This is a genomic window from Streptomyces sp. NPDC101165, from assembly GCF_044768135.1.
In the GTDB taxonomy this organism is placed as follows: domain Bacteria; phylum Actinomycetota; class Actinomycetes; order Streptomycetales; family Streptomycetaceae; genus Streptomyces.
In genome coordinates, this window is record NZ_JBIWPG010000017.1 from 78,365 (window position 1) to 94,820 (window position 16,456).

A 16,456-nucleotide genomic window follows, 5' to 3' on the forward strand; every position below is an offset into this window, starting at 1 on the left:
GAAGCCTCCCAAAATTGGGCATCCTTCCAGATCAGCCAGAGAGGCTCACGCGGCCCGGTACGCCTCCGTCAGCTTCTGCACCGCCTGTCCGTATCTGCCGGTCAGCAGCAGATGGTCCGCGTCGGCGAAGGGCTTCGCCACGGCCTCCCTGATCCCCTGCCCCACCTTCTGCTGGACGAGCAGCCGCGCCTCGGCGACCAGCTCGCGTCCGGTCCGGTCGGCGCCCGCCCGCTCGGCCGCCGTCGCCGCGAGGGCGAGCGCGCGCAGGGTACTGGCGCCGCCCTGCGGTACCCGGGTGAGCGTGGTCAGGCCCCAGCCGTAGGGGAACTGCGGGTCGTACGACGCGTCACCGACGTTGATCGGCAGCTGGGCCTCGGACCTGGGCCAGGTGACCGGGAGCTGTCCGGTGAAGGGGCGCTTGCCGTAGAGGACGTCGGCGACGCCCTCGCCCTCGGTGCCGGGCAGCCAGGAGGCGACGAGCGCGTCGATCCCGTCGAGCCGGTCGCCGATCAGCTGCGGGCGCCCGGAGACGATCAGCACCGCGCACCTCATGGCCGCGCACACCCTGTCCACGGCGGCCCGGTCGGCGGCGGACAGCTGCAGGGAGTGGCCGTTGCCGACGTCGCCGACGCCCTCGGCGTACGGGGTCTCGCCGACGACGACCACGCCGACGCCGTAGCCGTCGGTCGGTGCGGAGGCGTCCTTGGAGTAGGTGACGTCCCCGCCCGCCTCGCGCATGCCCTGGAGGATGGTCGTGCCCGGGGTGATGTTCCCGGAGGAGCCCTGCCAGGTGAGGGTCCAGCCGCCGGACTGGTTGCCGATGTCGTCGGCGTCGGACCCGGCGACGTACACCTTCTCGCTCTTCTTCAGGGGCAGCAGCCCGCCGGTGTTCTTCAGCAGCACCTGGGACTCGGCGGCGGCCCGGCGGGCCACGGCCCGGTGTTCCGGGGAGCCGATCGCGGCGGCGCCGCCGGTGTCGGCGTAGGGGTGCTCGAACAGCCCCAGCCTGAACTTCTGGGTCAGGATGCGGGAGACGGCGTCGTCGATCCGCCGCTCGCTGATCCGGCCGGCCTTCACCTCGTCGACGAGCGTGCCGGTGAAGTCCTTGTAGGTGTACGGCACCATCATCATGTCCAGGCCCGCGTCGACCGAGGTGCGGACGTGGGACGCGTAGTCGCCGGGGAGCTGATCGATGGCGTTCCAGTCGCTGATGACGAAGCCGTCGAAGCCCATGCGGCCCTTGAGGACGCCGTTGATCATGTCGGCCCGGGCGTGCATCTTCACCGGGCCCTGTCCGTCGCCGAGCACGTCCAGGGAGGAGTACGACGGCATGACCGTGCCGACGCCCCGGTCGACGGCGGTCTCGAACGGCGCCAGATGGACGGCCTCCAACTGCTGCCGGGTGACCTTGGTGACGCCCTGGTCGATCTTGTACGTCCCGGTGGTGGAGGAGCCGTACTCGGTGCCGCCGTCACCGACGAAGTGCTTGGCGGTGGCGAGGACCTTGTCGTTCCGGCTCAGGTCCCTGCCGTTCGCGCGGCCCTGGAGGCCCTGGATGACGGTCTCCATGGACCGGACCAGCGCCGGGTCCTCGCCGAAGGACTCGTAGGAGCGGCCCCAGCGTTCGTCGCGGCTCACACACAGGCAGGGTGCGAAGTCCCAGGGGATGCCGGTGGCCCGCACCTCGGCGGCGGTCACCGCACCCGCCCGCTCGGCGAGCCGGGGATCGCGGGTGGCGCCGATGCCTATGTTGTGCGGCATCACCGTGGCGCCGGACAGGTTGTTGTGACCGTGGACCGCGTCGACGCCATAGATCAGCGGGATCTGGAAGCGGGTCGCCCGGGCGCGCAGCTGGAAGGCGTCGATCATCTTCGCCCACGCCTCGGGGGTGTTGGGTGTGGGCGTCGAGCCGCCGCCGGAGAGGAGCGACCCGAGGGCGTACGTCGCGATGTCGCCGCCGCCCCCGACGGCCCCGCGCTCGGCCTGGGTCATCTGGCCGGCCTTCTCCGCCAGGGACATGCGGGACACGAGGTCGGCGACGCGCTTCCGGACCGGCAACTTCGCGTCCAGGTACGGCAGTCCGTGGGCGTCGACGACGACCTGCGGGGTCTCGGCGGGTGCCTTGGCGCCGGTCACCGTGAGTGCGAGCGGGACGGTCTCGGCGGACTCGGCGGTCTTGTCCCGGAGGGTGGGCACCTCGATGGTCCTCGAGGTGCCGGAGGCGGTGCCGGCCGGGAAGGTGAGGGTGCCGGAGACCGGGGTGTAGTCCTTGCCGGGGTCGGCGGTGCCGCCGGCGGTCTCGTAGGAGACGGTCACCGGGTCGTCGATCGGGGCCGAGCCGGTGGTGGCGACGGTGACCTTGACGGCGGCGGTACCGCCCTCCTCGACGGGGTACACGGCGGAGTCCGTGGTGACGTTCGCCCGCAGGGACTGGTCGGCCCTGCCGTACAACTCGACGTCGTCCATGGCGAACCGGCCCTTGACGCCGACCGGGAGCGTGACGGCGTAGCCCCACATCCCGGTCAGCCCGAGGACGTGGTCGATGCCGCCGACGGGCTGGTAGTCCGTGCGGTAGACGAAGTCGGTGAACGGGATCTCGACCTGTCTCCAGCCGGTCCAGTCGTCGGTGAAGGAGGTCGTCCACAGCTCGGAGGCCTCGCCGTTCGCGCCGCCGTCCTTGATCTCGAAGGCGATCTTCTTCCCGTTGTCCTGGCCGTCCCACCAGAAGCGGATGCCCTTGTGGGCGGACCAGTCGTGGGCGGGTTCGGTCGCGGCGAAATCGTGGGTGAAGCCGCCGTATCCGCTGATGTCGTAGCTGCCGGTGAGGACCTCGGCACCTTCGGGGGCGTCGGAGCGGGCGGTCAGTTGCAGGGCCGGCGGATCGTCGGTGTCACTCCCCCAGGTGAAGATGCCCTCGGCGGGCTGGGAGGCGAAGGGGACCTCGCCCTCGAAGCGGTCGACGGGGACGGGGGCGGGGTCGGCGGCCGCGTGGGACGCGGTCGGCGAGAGCAGAGCTGCGAGCAACGCGGCGGACACGAGCAGGGCGGTTCTTGGCATAGACCATCCTCGACTCTCGTGGTTCACTCAGGACTTAGATCACGTCGTGAGTTAACTAACGGCCCACAGACCCGTCAAGACGTCACGTCAGACATTCGGGAAGGGCGACGCCCCATGAGGAGATCCCCCCGCGCGGTCCGGCTGCTGCTGGCCGGACTGCTCTCCACGGCCGGCCTCACCGCGGCCACCACCTCCGCGCACGCGTCCGGCGAGCAGGTCACGGCCTGGCTCACGACGACCGACGACTCCGCCGGACGGCACGTCGTGCGCGGGCTCCAGGCGCAGACGCCGTTCGCCTTCCAGTCCGGGACGGGCGGCAGCGGCGAGAACATCACCGTGGACGAGAACACCCGCTACCAGACCTTCACCGGCGGCGGTGCGTCCTTCACGGACACCGCGGCCTGGCTGATGAACAGCAGCGGGGCGCTGTCGCAGAGCACGCGGGACGCGACCATGCGCAAGCTGTTCTCACCGACGGACGGGATCGGACTGTCGTTCCTGCGCAATCCGATGGGCGCCTCGGACCTGGCGCGGTACGGCTACACGTACGACGACGTACCGGCCGGCCAGACGGACCCGTCCCTGTCGAAGTTCTCGATCGCGCACGACCTCGCGGACGTCGTCCCGCTGACGAAGCAGGCGCTGCAGCTCAACCCCTCGCTGACCGTGATGGCCTCGCCGTGGACCGCGCCGGCCTGGATGAAGGACAGCGGCTCGCTCAACGGGGGCTGGCTGAAGGCGGAGGACTACGGGGCCTACGCCTCCTACTTCGTGAAGTACCTCCAGGCGTACAAGGACCAGGGGGTCGACGTCTCGTACGTCACCGCGCAGAACGAGCCGACGTGCTGTTCCGGCTACCCGTCGATGAGCTGGAACGCGAGCGGTCTCGCCTACTTCACCAAGAGCGAGCTGCTGCCGAAGCTGCAGGCGGCGGGCCTGTCGACGAAGGTGCTGGCGCACGACTGGAACTGGGACGTCTACGACTCCTACGCGGCCCGGACCGTGGACGACGCGGCGGTCCGCAACCACCCCAACTTCGGCGGGATCGCCTGGCACGGCTACGGCGGTGACATCGCCGAGCAGACTTCCGTGCACAACCAGTACCCGACGCTGGACGCCTTCGGCACCGAGCACTCCGGTGGCACCTGGATCGCCGACCAGCAGCGCGAGGACATGTCCAACATCATCGACTACACGCGCAACTGGGCGAAGTCGGTGACCAAGTGGTCGCTGGCGGTGGACCAGAACATGGGTCCGCACAACGGGGGTTGTGGCACCTGCACAGGTCTGGTCACCGTGCACAACGGGGACGGGGCGAGCGGGACGGTCGACTACACGGTCGAGTACTACGACATGGGTCACCTGACGAAGTTCGTCCGCCCGGGCGCCCAGCGGATCGCGTCCACGGCGTCGACCGCGGTGCCGAACGTGGCGTGGCGCAACCCGGACGGCAGCAAGGCGCTGATCGCGTACAACGACTCCTCCTCCGCCCGGACCGTGACGATCGACTGGGGCTCCCAGCACGCCACTTACTCGCTCCCCGGCAAGACCTCGGCGACCTTCACCTGGTCCGGCACCCAGTCGGGCGGCGGCCGGTCGGGGGCCTTCGTGGGGTTGGCCGGCAAGTGCCTGGACGTGGCGGGCGGTTCGAGCGCCAACGGTTCGGCCGTCCAGCTCTACGACTGCAACGGCAGCGGCGCCCAGCAGTGGACCGTGCAGACCGACGGTTCCGTCCGGGCGCTCGGCAAGTGCCTGGACGTGACCTCGGGTTCGACGGCGGACGGGGCCAAGGTGCAGTTGTACGACTGCAACGGAACCGGTGCCCAGCAGTGGTCGTACAACGCCTCCACCGGTGATGTGGTGAACACGGCGGCGAACAGGTGCCTGGACGTGACGGACAATTCGTCGGCGAACGGGGCGAGGGCACAGATCTGGTCGTGCACCGGGGCCGCCAACCAGAAGTGGCACGTGCAGTAGGGCGGGTCGCGTCCCGCCCTCGGAGGGGGGCGGGACGTGAAACGCAGGGGAACCGTGCCGGGGCGACGGGCGGCCGGCGCGTTCGGGGTCGTGGGCGGGATGCTTCTGCTCAGCGGCTGCGCGGCGGTCGATCTGCCGCTCGCCGGGGTGCGGGTCGGGGCGGACGGGGTGGCGTACGCGCTGTTCCGGCCGTGTGGTGACGACGGCTATCAGCGGCCGCACCTCGACGGGCGGGCACGGGGTGGCGGTGAGGGGCCCGTCACCACCGGGTGGGACGTGCGGAAGGAGGGGCTGCACGGGAATGCCGAGTTCCCCCTGTTCGCACCGCCCGAGCGCTGGAAGGCCCGGCACCGCGGAGCGCAGCGGCTCCTGCCCGGCCACCGGTACGTGCTGGGCTTCGGGCACTACGTGACCGGCGACTCGTACAACGCGATCGTGGCCTTCACCGGTGAGCGTATCGAGCGGCTCGGGCCGGGGCGGGTCTGGGCCGACGGCCGGGCGATGAACCTCGGGGCGTTCGAGAAGCTCGCCCGGGACGCATGCTGAGGAGCGGGCGCTCAGCGGGTGGGGGACGATGAAGGTGCCCGAGGAGCCGGACCCGATCGCCCCGGGGCCACGCCCGACGTTTCCGACCTGGAGGACGGCATGAGCACAGCGCGGGACCTGTTGATCGTCGCTCTGGGCGTCCCGTCCGGCCGGCCCGTCGAACAGGGGGACCTCTCGCTCGCCCTGGCGGGAGCCGAGCTGGTCGATCTGCTCGACGCCGAGGCGGTCACCCTGGACGACGTGCACATCGTGCCCGGCCTGCAGCCGGCCACGGGTGACCGGCTGCTGGACGCGGCGGAGGCGGCGCTCACCCGGCAGACGCCGTACGAGTCCGTCGAGGACTGGCTGTGGCGCCGCGGGCGCGGTCTGGCCGCCGCCTACGCCGACGACCTGCAGGAGCGGGGCCGGCCGGCCACCGGAGCCCGGCACCACTGGCTGCCCTGGCGGAGCGGGGACGACACACCGGCCGGCGCCCCGGCCGACTCGCCGGAGCGACGGCACGCCAGCGACCGCTGGACCTCCCGCGAGCCGGTCCTCGTCGGTCTCGCGGCCGCCCTGGGGATCCCCGAGGGCGCGCCGGAACAGGCTCCGGAGGACCTGCCCGGCGACGCGGTGGTGACCGTCCTGGCGGCCGTCAACGACGCGCTGACGGAGCTGGAGGCCGTGCGGCAGCGGCGGCGCATCGAGGAGGACGCCTTCGACAATGTGTGGCGTGCCCCCTGACCCGGGTCACTCCGCCGGCTGGACCCCGGCGCGGAGCAGACCGTAGGTGCACGCGTCCTCCAGTGCCTGCCAGGAGGCGGCGATGACGTTGTCCGCCACGCCGACCGTGGACCACTCGCCCGTGCCGTCGGAGGTGGAGATCAGGACGCGGGTGGTGGAGGACGTGCCGTGCTTGCCCTCCAGGATGCGGACCTTGTAGTCCACCAGCTCCAGCTTGGCGAGCTGCGGGTAGATCTTCTCCAGGGCGACGCGCAGCGCCCGGTCCAGGGCGTTGACCGGGCCGTTGCCCTCCGCGGTGGCGACGATCCGCTCGCTCTTGGCCCACAGCTTCACCGTGGCCTCGTTGGCGTGGGTGCCGTCGGGGCGGTCCTCGACGATGGCCCGCCAGGACTCGACGTCGAAGTACTTCAGGGGCCTGCCCTCGACCTCGGCGCGCAGCAGCAGCTCGAAGGAGGCGTCCGCGGCCTCGTACGTGTAGCCCTTGAGCTCGCGCTCCTTCACCCGATCGACCACCCGGCCGACCAGTTCGCGGTCGCCGCCCAGGTCGATGCCGAGCTCCTTGCCCTTCAGCTCGATCGAGGCGCGGCCCGCCATGTCGGAGACCAGCATGCGCATCGTGTTGCCGACCTGTTCGGGGTCGATGTGCTGGTACAGGTCCGGGTCGACCTTGATCGCGGAGGCGTGCAGGCCCGCCTTGTGCGCGAAGGCGGAGACGCCGACGTAGGGCTGGTGGGTCGACGGGGTGAGGTTCACGACCTCGGCGATGGCGTGCGAGATCCGGGTCGTCTCGCGCAGGTGGCCGTCGGGCAGCACCTTCTTGCCGTACTTCAGCTCCAGGGCCGCGACCACCGGGAAGAGGTTGGCGTTGCCGACGCGCTCGCCGTAGCCGTTGGCCGTGCACTGGACGTGGGTCGCGCCGGCGTCCACCGCGGCCAGGGTGTTGGCGACGGCGCAGCCGGTGTCGTCCTGGGCGTGGATGCCGAGCCGGGCGCCGGTGTCGACGAGGACCGTGGAGACGACCGCCTGGACCTGGGCGGGGAGCATGCCGCCGTTGGTGTCGCAGAGGATGACGACGTCGGCGCCGGCCTCCGAGGCGGTGCGTACGACCGCCTTGGCGTACTCCGGGTTCGCGCGGTAGCCGTCGAAGAAGTGCTCGCAGTCGACGAACACCCGGCGGCCCTGATCGCGCAGGTAGGACACGGTGTCCCGGACCATCTCCAGGTTCTCGTCCAGCGTGGTGCGCAGCGCCAGCTCCACGTGCCGGTCGTGCGACTTGGCGACCAGCGTGATCACCGGGGCACCCGAGTCGAGGAGGGCGTTGACCTGCGGGTCGTCGGCGGCCTTGGCACCGGCGCGGCGGGTGGCGCCGAAGGCGACCAGCTGGGCGTGCTTGAAGTCGATCTCCTGCTGGGCGCGGGCGAAGAACTCGGTGTCCCGCGGGTTCGCGCCGGGCCAGCCGCCCTCGATGAAGCCCACGCCGAAGTCGTCCAGGTGCCGTGCGATGGCGAGCTTGTCCGCGACGGTGAGGTTGATGCCCTCGCGCTGCGCGCCGTCGCGCAGCGTGGTGTCGAAGACGTGGAACGAGTCGTCGAGCTCGCTGGTTGCCGTCTCGGTCATGGTCTCAAGGCTCCTGATTGTGGATCTTCGGTCTTACCGGAATGACCGGCTCCACCGTCCCCCCAATGGTCCCTCGCGCTCCGCTCCCGGCTGAAGGTGGGCCGGAAAACCAAAAAACCCCTCGCGGGTGCGAGAGGTCTGCGCGCGGGTCGAGGACGACGGTGGCCACCCGTACCTGGTCGTACGTGGTGGTCACAGCGGACCGGCGCGCCTGCTGCCAATAATCATGGCGAACGAGAGCACGGAAGCAGTCTGGCACAGCCCCGCCCCCGGCTCACCGACCGTCTCAGGATGCGGTCGTCACGCGTCCGGCGTGAGGAGTGTCTCCGCGAGGAACTCCCGCACGTGGGCGATCACTTGCTCCCGGCCGGTACCGCGCAGACCGATGGCGACATGGATGGAGAAGCCGTCCAGCAGGGCGCGCAGCCGGGCTGCGAAGCGGTCGGCGTCGACCGGGCGGAACTCGCCGCGCGAGACGCCCTCGGCGAGCAGCGCGACCAGGTCGCGGTGCCAGGCGCCCTCGATGGCGGCCTGCCGCTCGCGGGCGTCGGCGTCGGCGTTCTGCGAGCGGTTCCAGACCTCCAGCCAGAGCGTCCAGTGCGGGTCGCGGTGGCCGTCGGGGACGTACAGCTCGACGTACGCCTCCAGCCGCTCCCGGGCGGTGCCGGGGCGGGTGAGCAGACGGCTGCGCTCGGCGCCGAGCCTGCCCTCGCTCCACTCCAGGGTCTGCAGCAGCAGCTCGTCCTTGGAGCGGAAGTAGTACAGCAGATGGCCGCTGCTCATCCCGACCTCACGGCCGAGCCCCGCCATGGTGAGCTTCTCCAGACCGCGCTCGGCGATCATGTCCATGGCGGCGACGAGAACCTCCTCGCGCGGCGGCGCGTTCCTGCGCGCACGGGCCGCACCGGCCATCTGCTGCTCCTGGTGTGTGTCAGACCTTCGGCTGCTGCTGGGTGATGCAGTGGATGCCACCACCACCGGAGAAGATCGTACGGGCGTCCACCAGGGTGACCGTCCGCTCGGGGAAGAGACGGCGGAAGATCCCGGCGGCGATCTCGTCGCGCGGGTCGTCGAAGCCGCACAGCACGACCCCGCCGTTGCAGAGGTAGTGGTTGATGTAGGAGTAGTCGGCCCAGTGGCCGTCGGCCTCCAGGACGGTCGGGGCGGGCACCTCGACCACCTCCAGCCTGCGGCCGCGCGCGTCGGTCGCCGACTTCAGGATGCCGATGACCTCCTTGGTGACCTCGTGGTCGGGGTGGGCCGGGTCCGGCTGGTGGTGGGCGACGACCACACCGGGACGGGCGAAGGCCGCGACGATGTCGACGTGGCCCAGGGTGCCGAAGACGGGATGGGGGTACCCCCCGGTCGAGCGAAGTCGAGAGCTTGGGGGCGGGTAGTCGCCGGTCAGGCCGCGGGGCAGCCAGATCGCCCTGCTGGTGCCGAGGTGGGCGTGGATCTCCGCCTCGACCTGCTCCTTCGTCCAGCCCGGGTTGCGCTCGGGGCCGAGCTGCACGGTCTCGGTGAGCAGCACGGTGCCCTCGCCGTCGACGTGGATCGCGCCGCCCTCGTTGACCAGCTTCGAGGCGTACGTCTTCGCGCCCGCGAGGTCCGAGACGTACGCGGCGATCTTCGAGTCGTGCTCCCAGCGGGCCCAGTCCTGGGCACCCCAGCCGTTGAACGTCCAGTCCACGGCGGCCAGTCCGCCCCGGCCGTCGATGAGGAAGGTGGGGCCGATGTCGCGCATCCAGGCGTCGTCCAGATCGCGCTCGACCGTGTCGACGCCGGGGCCGAGCAGCACCTGCGCGTCCGCCGACTCGCCGGGGCCGCACACGACCGTCACCGGCTCGAAGCGGAGGACGGCGCGGGCCACCGAGGCCCAGGCCATGCGGGAGAGACGGAGGTCGTCCGGGTCGTCGAAGGTGGGGTTGGGGCCCGGCCACGCCATCCAGGTGCGCTCGTGCGGGGTCCACTCGGCGGGCATGCGGAAGCCGTCGGCTGCGGGGGTGGTCATGTCGCGGGTCCTTACAGGAAGTAGAGGCGGTTGAGGGAGACGGAGTCGGCGGGCTCGGAGCGCAGCGGGTCGCCGTCGAGGGTGACCAGGCCGGTGCGCCGGTCGACGTCGACCGCTCCGATGCGGGCGTTCCGCCGTAGGTCGGCGGGGCCGATGCCCCGGGTGCCCCGCACGGCGACCCGGCGGCGCCGGGTGGGCATCCGGTCGTTGCCCTGGTCGAGGGCGGCCTGTGCGACGAACGCGACCGAGATCTCCGCGGGTGTGGCGCCGTGCGCACCGAACTGCGGGCCCAGGACGAGGGGTTCGCAGGTGTCGGTGGCCGCGCCCGGGTCGCCGACCACGCCGTACGCCGGGAAGCCGGACTTGAGGACCAGCTGCGGCTTGGCGCCGAAGTACTCCGGGCGCCACAGCACGATGTCGGCGAGCTTGCCGACCTCGATCGAGCCGACCTCGTGCGAGAGACCGTGCGCGATGGCGGGGTTGATGGTCAGCTTGGCCATGTAGCGCAGGACGCGGGCGTTGTCGTCGCCCTCGCCGTCGCCCGCCAGCGGGCCCAGCTCGGCCTTCATCTTCCCGGCCATGGCGAAGGTGCGCCGGACCGTCTCGCCCGCGCGGCCCATGCCCTGCGCGTCGGACGAGGTGATGCCGATCGCGCCCAGGTCGTGCAGCACGTCCTCGGCGCCCATCGTGCCGGCCCTGATCCGGTCGCGGGCCATGGCGGCGTCGCCGGGCAGGTCGGTCTTCAGGTCGTGGACGGAGACGATCATGCCGTAGTGCTCGGCGACCGCGTCCCGGCCGAAGGGCAGGGTGGGGTTGGTGGAGGAGCCGATGACGTTCGGGACACCGGCCATCTTGAGCACGTTGGGCACGTGTCCGCCGCCGCAGCCCTCGATGTGGAAGGCGTGGATGGTCCGGCCCTCCAGCACCTTCAGGGTGTCCTCCACCGACAGGCACTCGTTCAGCCCGTCACTGTGCAGGGCGACCTGGACGTCGTGCTCCTCGGCCACCCGCAGGGCCGTGTCGAGCGCGCGGGTGTGGGCGCCCATGTCCTCGTGGACCTTGAAACCGGAGGCGCCGCCCTCGGCGAGGGCCTCGACCAGCGGAGCGCCGTGCGAGGACGAACCCCGGCCCAGGAAGCCGATGTTGACCGGCCAGGCGTCGAAGGCGTTGAAGGCGTGCTTGAGCGCCCAGGGCGAGTTGACGCCGACGCCCCACACCGGGCCGAACTCCTGGCCGATGATCGTGGTCACTCCGGAGGCGAGGGAGGCCTCCATGATCCGCGGCGACAGCAGGTGGACATGGGTGTCGACGGCACCGGCGGTGGCGATGAGCCCCTCGCCGGACACGATGGACGTACCCGTGCCGACAACGACGTCGACCCCGTCGAGGGTGTCCGGGTTGCCGGCCCGCCCGATCGCGCAGATGCGCCCCTCACGGATGCCGATGGACACCTTGCGGATGCCCTGCGCCGCGTCGATCACGACGACGTTGCTGATCACGACGTCGCAGGTCTCGCGGACGGCGGCGGCCTTCAGGTGCAGCCCGTCGCGGGCGGTCTTGCCGAAACCGGCGAGGAACTCGTCGCCGTACCTCTGCGAGTCGGACTCGACCCGGATCACCAGGCCCGAGTCGCCGAGCCGGACACGGTCACCGGCGCGGGGGCCGTGGGTGGCCGCGTAGGCGTGCGGGTCGATGTGGATCGACTCGTCGATCTCGCGTCCCTTCGAGCGGCTCATCGCTCGCCTCCTTCCGGCGTGACTCCCAGATAACCGCAGGCAGCGGCCCTGCGCAGAGCTTCTTCCCTGGCTCCGGGCGCGTCCAGCGCCCCGTCGACCAGACCGGCGAAGCCGATCGCGATCCGCCCGCCGCCGATCGGGACCAGTCCGACCTCGGCGCTCTCCCCCGGCCCGAACCGCACGGAGGACCCGGCGGGTACGGCGAGCCGCATGCCGTAGGCCCGCTCGCGTACGAAGTCCAGCCGCGGGTTGGCCTCGAAGAAGTGGAAGTGGGAGGTGACGGAGACCGGCACGGTCGCGGTGTTGGTGACCGTGAGCCGGACGGCGGGCTCGGGCTCCGCGTGCAGGGGGCCCGGCAGCAGCGCGCCCGGACCCTCGGCGCCGGTGCCGTTGCCGATCGGGTCGGAGACCACGGCGAGCCGGGAGCCGTCGTCGAAGACGGCCTCGACCATCACCTCGGTGACGACGTCGGCGACGCCCGGCAGCACGTCCTCGGGGCCGAGGACCGACCGGGCGGCCTCGATGGCCTCCGCGAGCCGCCTGCCGTCCCGCGCGGCCTCGCAGACGGTGTCCGCGATCAGCGCGGTGGCCTCCGGCACGTTGAGCCTGAGACCGCGTGCCCGGCGGGCCCGGGCCAGCTCCGCGGCTCCGAAGAGCAGCAGCCGGTCACGTTCCGTGGGGGTCAGTCTCACGACGCGGCACCTCCTTGCCATCCGCATGTTTGAGCATCACTCTAAACACACTCTTCAGGAAACGGAAGCATTGACCGACGGCCCCAGTTCACGTCACATTGAACGTCGCTCAAACTCACAGAGGCGGCCGTCGAAGGAGACCCAGCCATGCCGATCGAACAGCGCGGTGTCGACACCATCCCGGACGAGGAACGGACCAGCGGTCCACGGGACCTGGTCTCGATCCTGCTCGGGTCCAACCTCTGCCTCGGCGTGATCATCTTCGGCTGGCTGCCGCCGTCCTTCGGGCTCGGCTGGTGGGCGTCGGTGAGCTCGGTCGTGGTGGGCACGGTGATCGGCACGCTGTTCACGGCCCCGCTGGCGCTGGTCTCCCTGCGCACCGCGACCAACCTCTCCACCTCCTCCGGCGCCCAGTTCGGCGTGCGGGGCCGGCTGGTCGGCTCGGTCGTCGGTCTGCTGCTGGCCCTCGGCTACACCGCCCTGACCGTGTGGATCGGCGGCGACGTGATGCTGAGCGTGCTCGGCCGGCTGTTCGGGCTGCCCGCGGACGGGGTGTCGTACGCCGTCGTCTACACGGTGCTCGCCGCGGCCACGGTCGCGGGCGCGGTCTACGGCTACCGGGTGCTGCTCGCCATGTCCCGGGTGCTGGCCGTCGGCATGACCGCCCTGCTGGCCCTCGGGATCTTCGCCTACGCCCCGCACTTCACGACCTCGGCCCTGCCCGGGGCGGGCGGCTATCTGCTGGGCTCCTTCTGGCCGACCTGGCTCCTGGCGGCCGTGGCGGCGGGCCTGTCCGGACCGATCGCCTTCATCACCCTGCTCGGCGACTACACCCGCTACATCTCCCCCACCCGCCACTCCGGCCGCCGCGTCCTGCACGCCACCTGGCTCGGCCTGATCCTGGGTCTGCTGGTGCCCCAGCTGTTCGGCACCTTCACGGCGTACGCGGCCCGCGCGGCCACCGCCTACGCCGGGCCCCTGGTGTCCGCCTCCCCCACCTGGTACCTGGTCCCGCTGCTGCTGTCCGCCTCCGCGGGCTCGGTCGGCAACGCGGGCCTGATGCTGTACTCGATGGGCCTCGACCTGGACGCGATCCTGCCCCGCGCCTCCCGCGCCCGCGCCACCTACACGGTCGCCGTCGTGGCCACGGCCTGCGTCTTCGTCGGCCACTACGCCTGGAACGCGCAGTCGGCGATGACGTCCTTCGTCCTGCTGCTCACCGCCATCGGCACGCCGTGGGCGGTCATCACCCTGATCGGCTTCGTCCGCTGCCGCGGCGTGTACGACGCCGACGCCCTGCAGGTCTTCAACCGCCGCTCGCGGGGCGGGATCTACTGGTACCGGGCCGGCTGGAACATCCGGGCCACCGTGTCCTGGGCGGCCGGCGCGGCGATCGGCCTGCTGGCGGTGTCCCTGCCGTCGTACGAGGGCCCGCTGCTGCGCCTCACCGGCGGGGTGGACTGCAGTTTCCTGCTGTCGGGCGCGGTCGGCGGACTGGTGTACCTGCTGCTGACGTCCCGCCCGGAACCGAAGGGGGCCGCCGCGGACATCGTGGAGTCCACGGCAGCCCTGAGCACGTCCGGAAAGAGCTGAGCGGTAGCGCCCCAAAGGGGCGCGGGGAACTGCGCGACCAGCCACAACGGCGCAGCGGACGAACGACGGCCGATCGCGTCGGTTCCCGCCGAGCCATCAGCCGATGCGGTGCATCCAGCCGTGCTTGTCCTCGGACTTGCCGCGCTGGATGTCGAGGAGGGCCTGGCGCAGGCGGAGAGTCACCTCGCCCGGCTCTCCGCCACTCTGCTTCCACTCGGCAGAGGCACGCTTCACCGTGCCGACCGGGGTGATGACGGCCGCGGTACCGCAGGCGAAGACCTCGGTGAGGGTGCCGTTCTCGGCGTCGGCCTGCCACTGCTCGATGGAGACGCGGCCTTCCTCGGACGCGTAGCCGAGGTCGCGGGCGACGGCCAGCAGGGAGTCACGGGTGACGCCCTCCAGGATGGAGCCGGTCAGGGTGGGCGTGATGATCTTGTCGCCGTAGACGAAGTACAGGTTCATGCCGCCGAGTTCCTCGACCCACTTGTGCTCGACCGCGTCGAGGTAGCAGACCTGGTCGCAGCCCTGGGCGGCGGCCTCGGCCTGGGCGAGCAGGGAGGCCGCGTAGTTGCCGCCGGTCTTCGCGTCGCCCATGCCGCCGGGGACGGCGCGGACGCGGTCCTCGGAGGCCCAGATGGAGACCGGCTTCACGCCGCCCGGGAAGTACGCGCCGGCCGGGGAGGCGATGACGATGAACAGGTACTCGTTGGCGGGCTTGACGCCGAGACCGACCTCGGTGGCGATCATGAACGGGCGCAGGTAGAGGGACTCCTCGCCGCCATGTGCGGGCACCCAGTCCTTGTCCTGCTGGACCAGGGCGTCACAGGCCTCGACGAACGTCTCGACCGGCAGCTCGGGCATGGCGAGGCGCTTGGCGGAGCGCTGGAAGCGCTTGGCGTTCTGGTCGGGGCGGAAGGTGGCGACCGAGCCGTCGGGCTGACGGTAGGCCTTCAGGCCCTCGAAGATCTCCTGGGCGTAGTGCAGGACGTTGGTGGCCGGGTCGAGGGGGATCGGCGCGTACGGAACGAGCTGGCCGTCGTGCCAGCCGCGGCCCTCGGTCCACTTGATCGTCACCATGTGGTCGGTGAAGTGGCGGCCGAATCCGGGGCTGGCCAGGATCGCCTCGCGCTCCGCGGTGGCGAGCGGATGGGCGGAGGGCTTGAGCTCGATCGTGGGCGTCGTCATGAGTGGGTGTCCTTCACCGGTTGTAGTGAACGGGCCGCGCTCACTCCCGTCACCGGCTTGCGCCGGTGTTAGGACGTCCGAGCTTTCCCTCATACCGCGGCTCCGCGTTCGATTATCGCGCGGGGCCGTGGTCGGAAGGAATCGGGGTGAATGCGGCCCAGGGGTTGATGGTGGCACCCGGCGACCGCATAGGAAAAGCCGCCGGGTGCTGATGCGACCCGGCGGCTCGTTAGGTAGCGCTGGGCGTCAGCCGGCTACTCGTACGGCGAGCGCGTCGCCGATCTCCGACGTACTGCGGGCGGGCTTGCCGACACGTTCGGTGAGGTCGGCGGCGACCGCGGCGTCGATGCGGTCGGCCTCGGCGTCGTAGCCGAGGTGGCGCAGCAGCAGGGCGACGGACAGGACCGTGGCGGAGGGGTCGGCCTTGCCCTGGCCGGCGATGTCCGGGGCCGAGCCGTGGACCGGCTCGAACATGGACGGGAACTCGCGGCTCGGGTTGATGTTGCCGGAGGCGGCCACGCCGATGCCGCCGGAGACGGCCGCGGCCAGGTCGGTGATGATGTCGCCGAACAGGTTGTCGGTGACGATCACGTCGAACCGCTCGGGCTGGGTGACCAGGTAGATGGTCGCCGCGTCGACGTGGATGTAGTCGGTCTCGACCTCGGGGAACTCCGCGGCGACCTTGTTGAAGATGTTCGTCCACAGGTGCCCGGCGAAGGTCAACACGTTGTTCTTGTGGACCAGCGTCAGCTTCTTGCGCGGGCGGGCCTGGGCGCGGGCGAAGGCGTCGCGGACCACACGCTCGACACCGAAGGCCGTGTTGACGGAGACCTCGGTGGCCACCTCGTGCTCGGTGCCCTTGCGGATGGTGCCGCCGTTGCCCGTGTACGGGCCCTCGGTGCCCTCGCGGACGACGACGAAGTCGATCTCCGGCTGGCCGGCCAGCGGGGTCGCGACACCGGGGAGCAGCTTCGACGGGCGCAGGTTGACGTGGTGGTCGAAGGCGAAGCGGAGCTTGAGCAGGAAGCCGCGCTCCAGGACGCCGGACGGGACGCTCGGGTCGCCGATCGCGCCGAGCAGGATGGCGTCGTGCTGCTTGAGGGCGGCGAGGTCGGCGTCGGTGAGGGTCTCACCGGTGGCGTGGTAGCGCTGGGCGCCGAAGTCGTACTCCTTGGTCTCCAGCTTCACATCCTGCGGCAGGACGGCGGAGAGGACCTTGAGACCCTCGGCCACGACCTCCTGGCCGATGCCGTCACCGGGGATCACTGCGAGATTGATGCTGCGAGACATGCCGGCACCCTACTCCTCGTCCCAGGTGA

The 16,456-nt window shown here is 71.2% G+C and carries 12 protein-coding genes; 4 read left to right on the forward strand and 8 right to left on the reverse strand.

Annotation, left to right across the window (positions count from 1 at the left end; genetic code table 11):
• Positions 1-45: 45 nt before the first annotated feature.
• Positions 46-3,057: a glycoside hydrolase family 3 protein gene (locus tag ACIRVH_RS32100; protein ID WP_403960423.1), complete on the reverse strand. Its 3,012-nt coding sequence runs from the start codon at positions 3,055-3,057 to the stop codon at positions 46-48.
• Positions 3,058-3,171: 114 nt separating this feature from the next.
• On the opposite strand from ACIRVH_RS32100, the gene ACIRVH_RS32105 reads away from it, so the two are divergent.
• The 3 genes from ACIRVH_RS32105 (at position 3,172) to ACIRVH_RS32115 (ending at position 6,303) form a co-directional block, all read left to right on the forward strand.
• Positions 3,172-5,034, forward strand: coding sequence for a ricin-type beta-trefoil lectin domain protein (locus ACIRVH_RS32105; RefSeq protein WP_403960426.1), 1,863 nt, complete (start codon positions 3,172-3,174; stop codon positions 5,032-5,034).
• A gap of 36 nt (positions 5,035-5,070) precedes the next feature.
• The gene (locus ACIRVH_RS32110; RefSeq protein ID WP_403960428.1) at positions 5,071-5,580 is read left to right on the forward strand and encodes a hypothetical protein; all 510 of its coding nucleotides are present in this window, start codon (positions 5,071-5,073) and stop codon (positions 5,578-5,580) included.
• Positions 5,581-5,679: 99 nt separating this feature from the next.
• Positions 5,680-6,303, forward strand: a complete 624-nt coding sequence (locus ACIRVH_RS32115) for a GPP34 family phosphoprotein (protein WP_403960431.1) — start codon at positions 5,680-5,682, stop codon at positions 6,301-6,303.
• A gap of 6 nt (positions 6,304-6,309) precedes the next feature.
• Here the strand turns inward: ACIRVH_RS32115 and cimA are convergent, their stop codons facing one another.
• The 5 genes from cimA to ureA form a co-directional block, all read right to left on the reverse strand.
• On the reverse strand, positions 6,310-7,920 hold the full coding sequence (gene cimA / locus ACIRVH_RS32120) for a citramalate synthase (RefSeq protein WP_403960434.1): 1,611 nt from the start codon (positions 7,918-7,920) through the stop codon (positions 6,310-6,312).
• Between the two features lie 300 nt (positions 7,921-8,220).
• Positions 8,221-8,832, reverse strand: coding sequence for a TetR/AcrR family transcriptional regulator (locus ACIRVH_RS32125; RefSeq protein WP_403960436.1), 612 nt, complete (start codon positions 8,830-8,832; stop codon positions 8,221-8,223).
• A 19-nt stretch (positions 8,833-8,851) separates the two neighbouring features.
• Entirely contained in the window at positions 8,852-9,931 is a 1,080-nt protein-coding gene (locus tag ACIRVH_RS32130; RefSeq protein WP_403960439.1) for an agmatine/peptidylarginine deiminase, read from the reverse strand.
• Positions 9,932-9,942: 11 nt separating this feature from the next.
• Positions 9,943-11,667: an urease subunit alpha gene (locus ACIRVH_RS32135; protein WP_403960443.1), complete on the reverse strand. Its 1,725-nt coding sequence runs from the start codon at positions 11,665-11,667 to the stop codon at positions 9,943-9,945.
• Positions 11,664-12,359: an urease subunit gamma gene (gene ureA / locus ACIRVH_RS32140; protein WP_403960446.1), complete on the reverse strand. Its 696-nt coding sequence runs from the start codon at positions 12,357-12,359 to the stop codon at positions 11,664-11,666. Before ureA ends, ACIRVH_RS32135 begins: the two co-directional genes overlap by 4 nt.
• A gap of 147 nt (positions 12,360-12,506) precedes the next feature.
• On the opposite strand from ureA, the gene ACIRVH_RS32145 reads away from it, so the two are divergent.
• Positions 12,507-13,952 carry a cytosine permease gene (locus ACIRVH_RS32145; protein WP_403960449.1) on the forward strand — a complete coding sequence of 482 codons (1,446 nt, stop codon included), beginning with the start codon at positions 12,507-12,509 and terminating at the stop codon, positions 13,950-13,952.
• A 96-nt stretch (positions 13,953-14,048) separates the two neighbouring features.
• On the opposite strand, the gene ACIRVH_RS32150 is transcribed toward ACIRVH_RS32145, so the two are convergent.
• The gene (locus ACIRVH_RS32150; protein WP_403960452.1) at positions 14,049-15,137 is read right to left on the reverse strand and encodes a branched-chain amino acid aminotransferase; all 1,089 of its coding nucleotides are present in this window, start codon (positions 15,135-15,137) and stop codon (positions 14,049-14,051) included.
• A 246-nt stretch (positions 15,138-15,383) separates the two neighbouring features.
• A complete protein-coding gene (locus ACIRVH_RS32155; RefSeq protein WP_403960455.1) occupies positions 15,384-16,427 on the reverse strand; it encodes a 3-isopropylmalate dehydrogenase in 1,044 nt (347 codons plus the stop codon).
• Positions 16,428-16,456 lie beyond the last annotated feature (29 nt).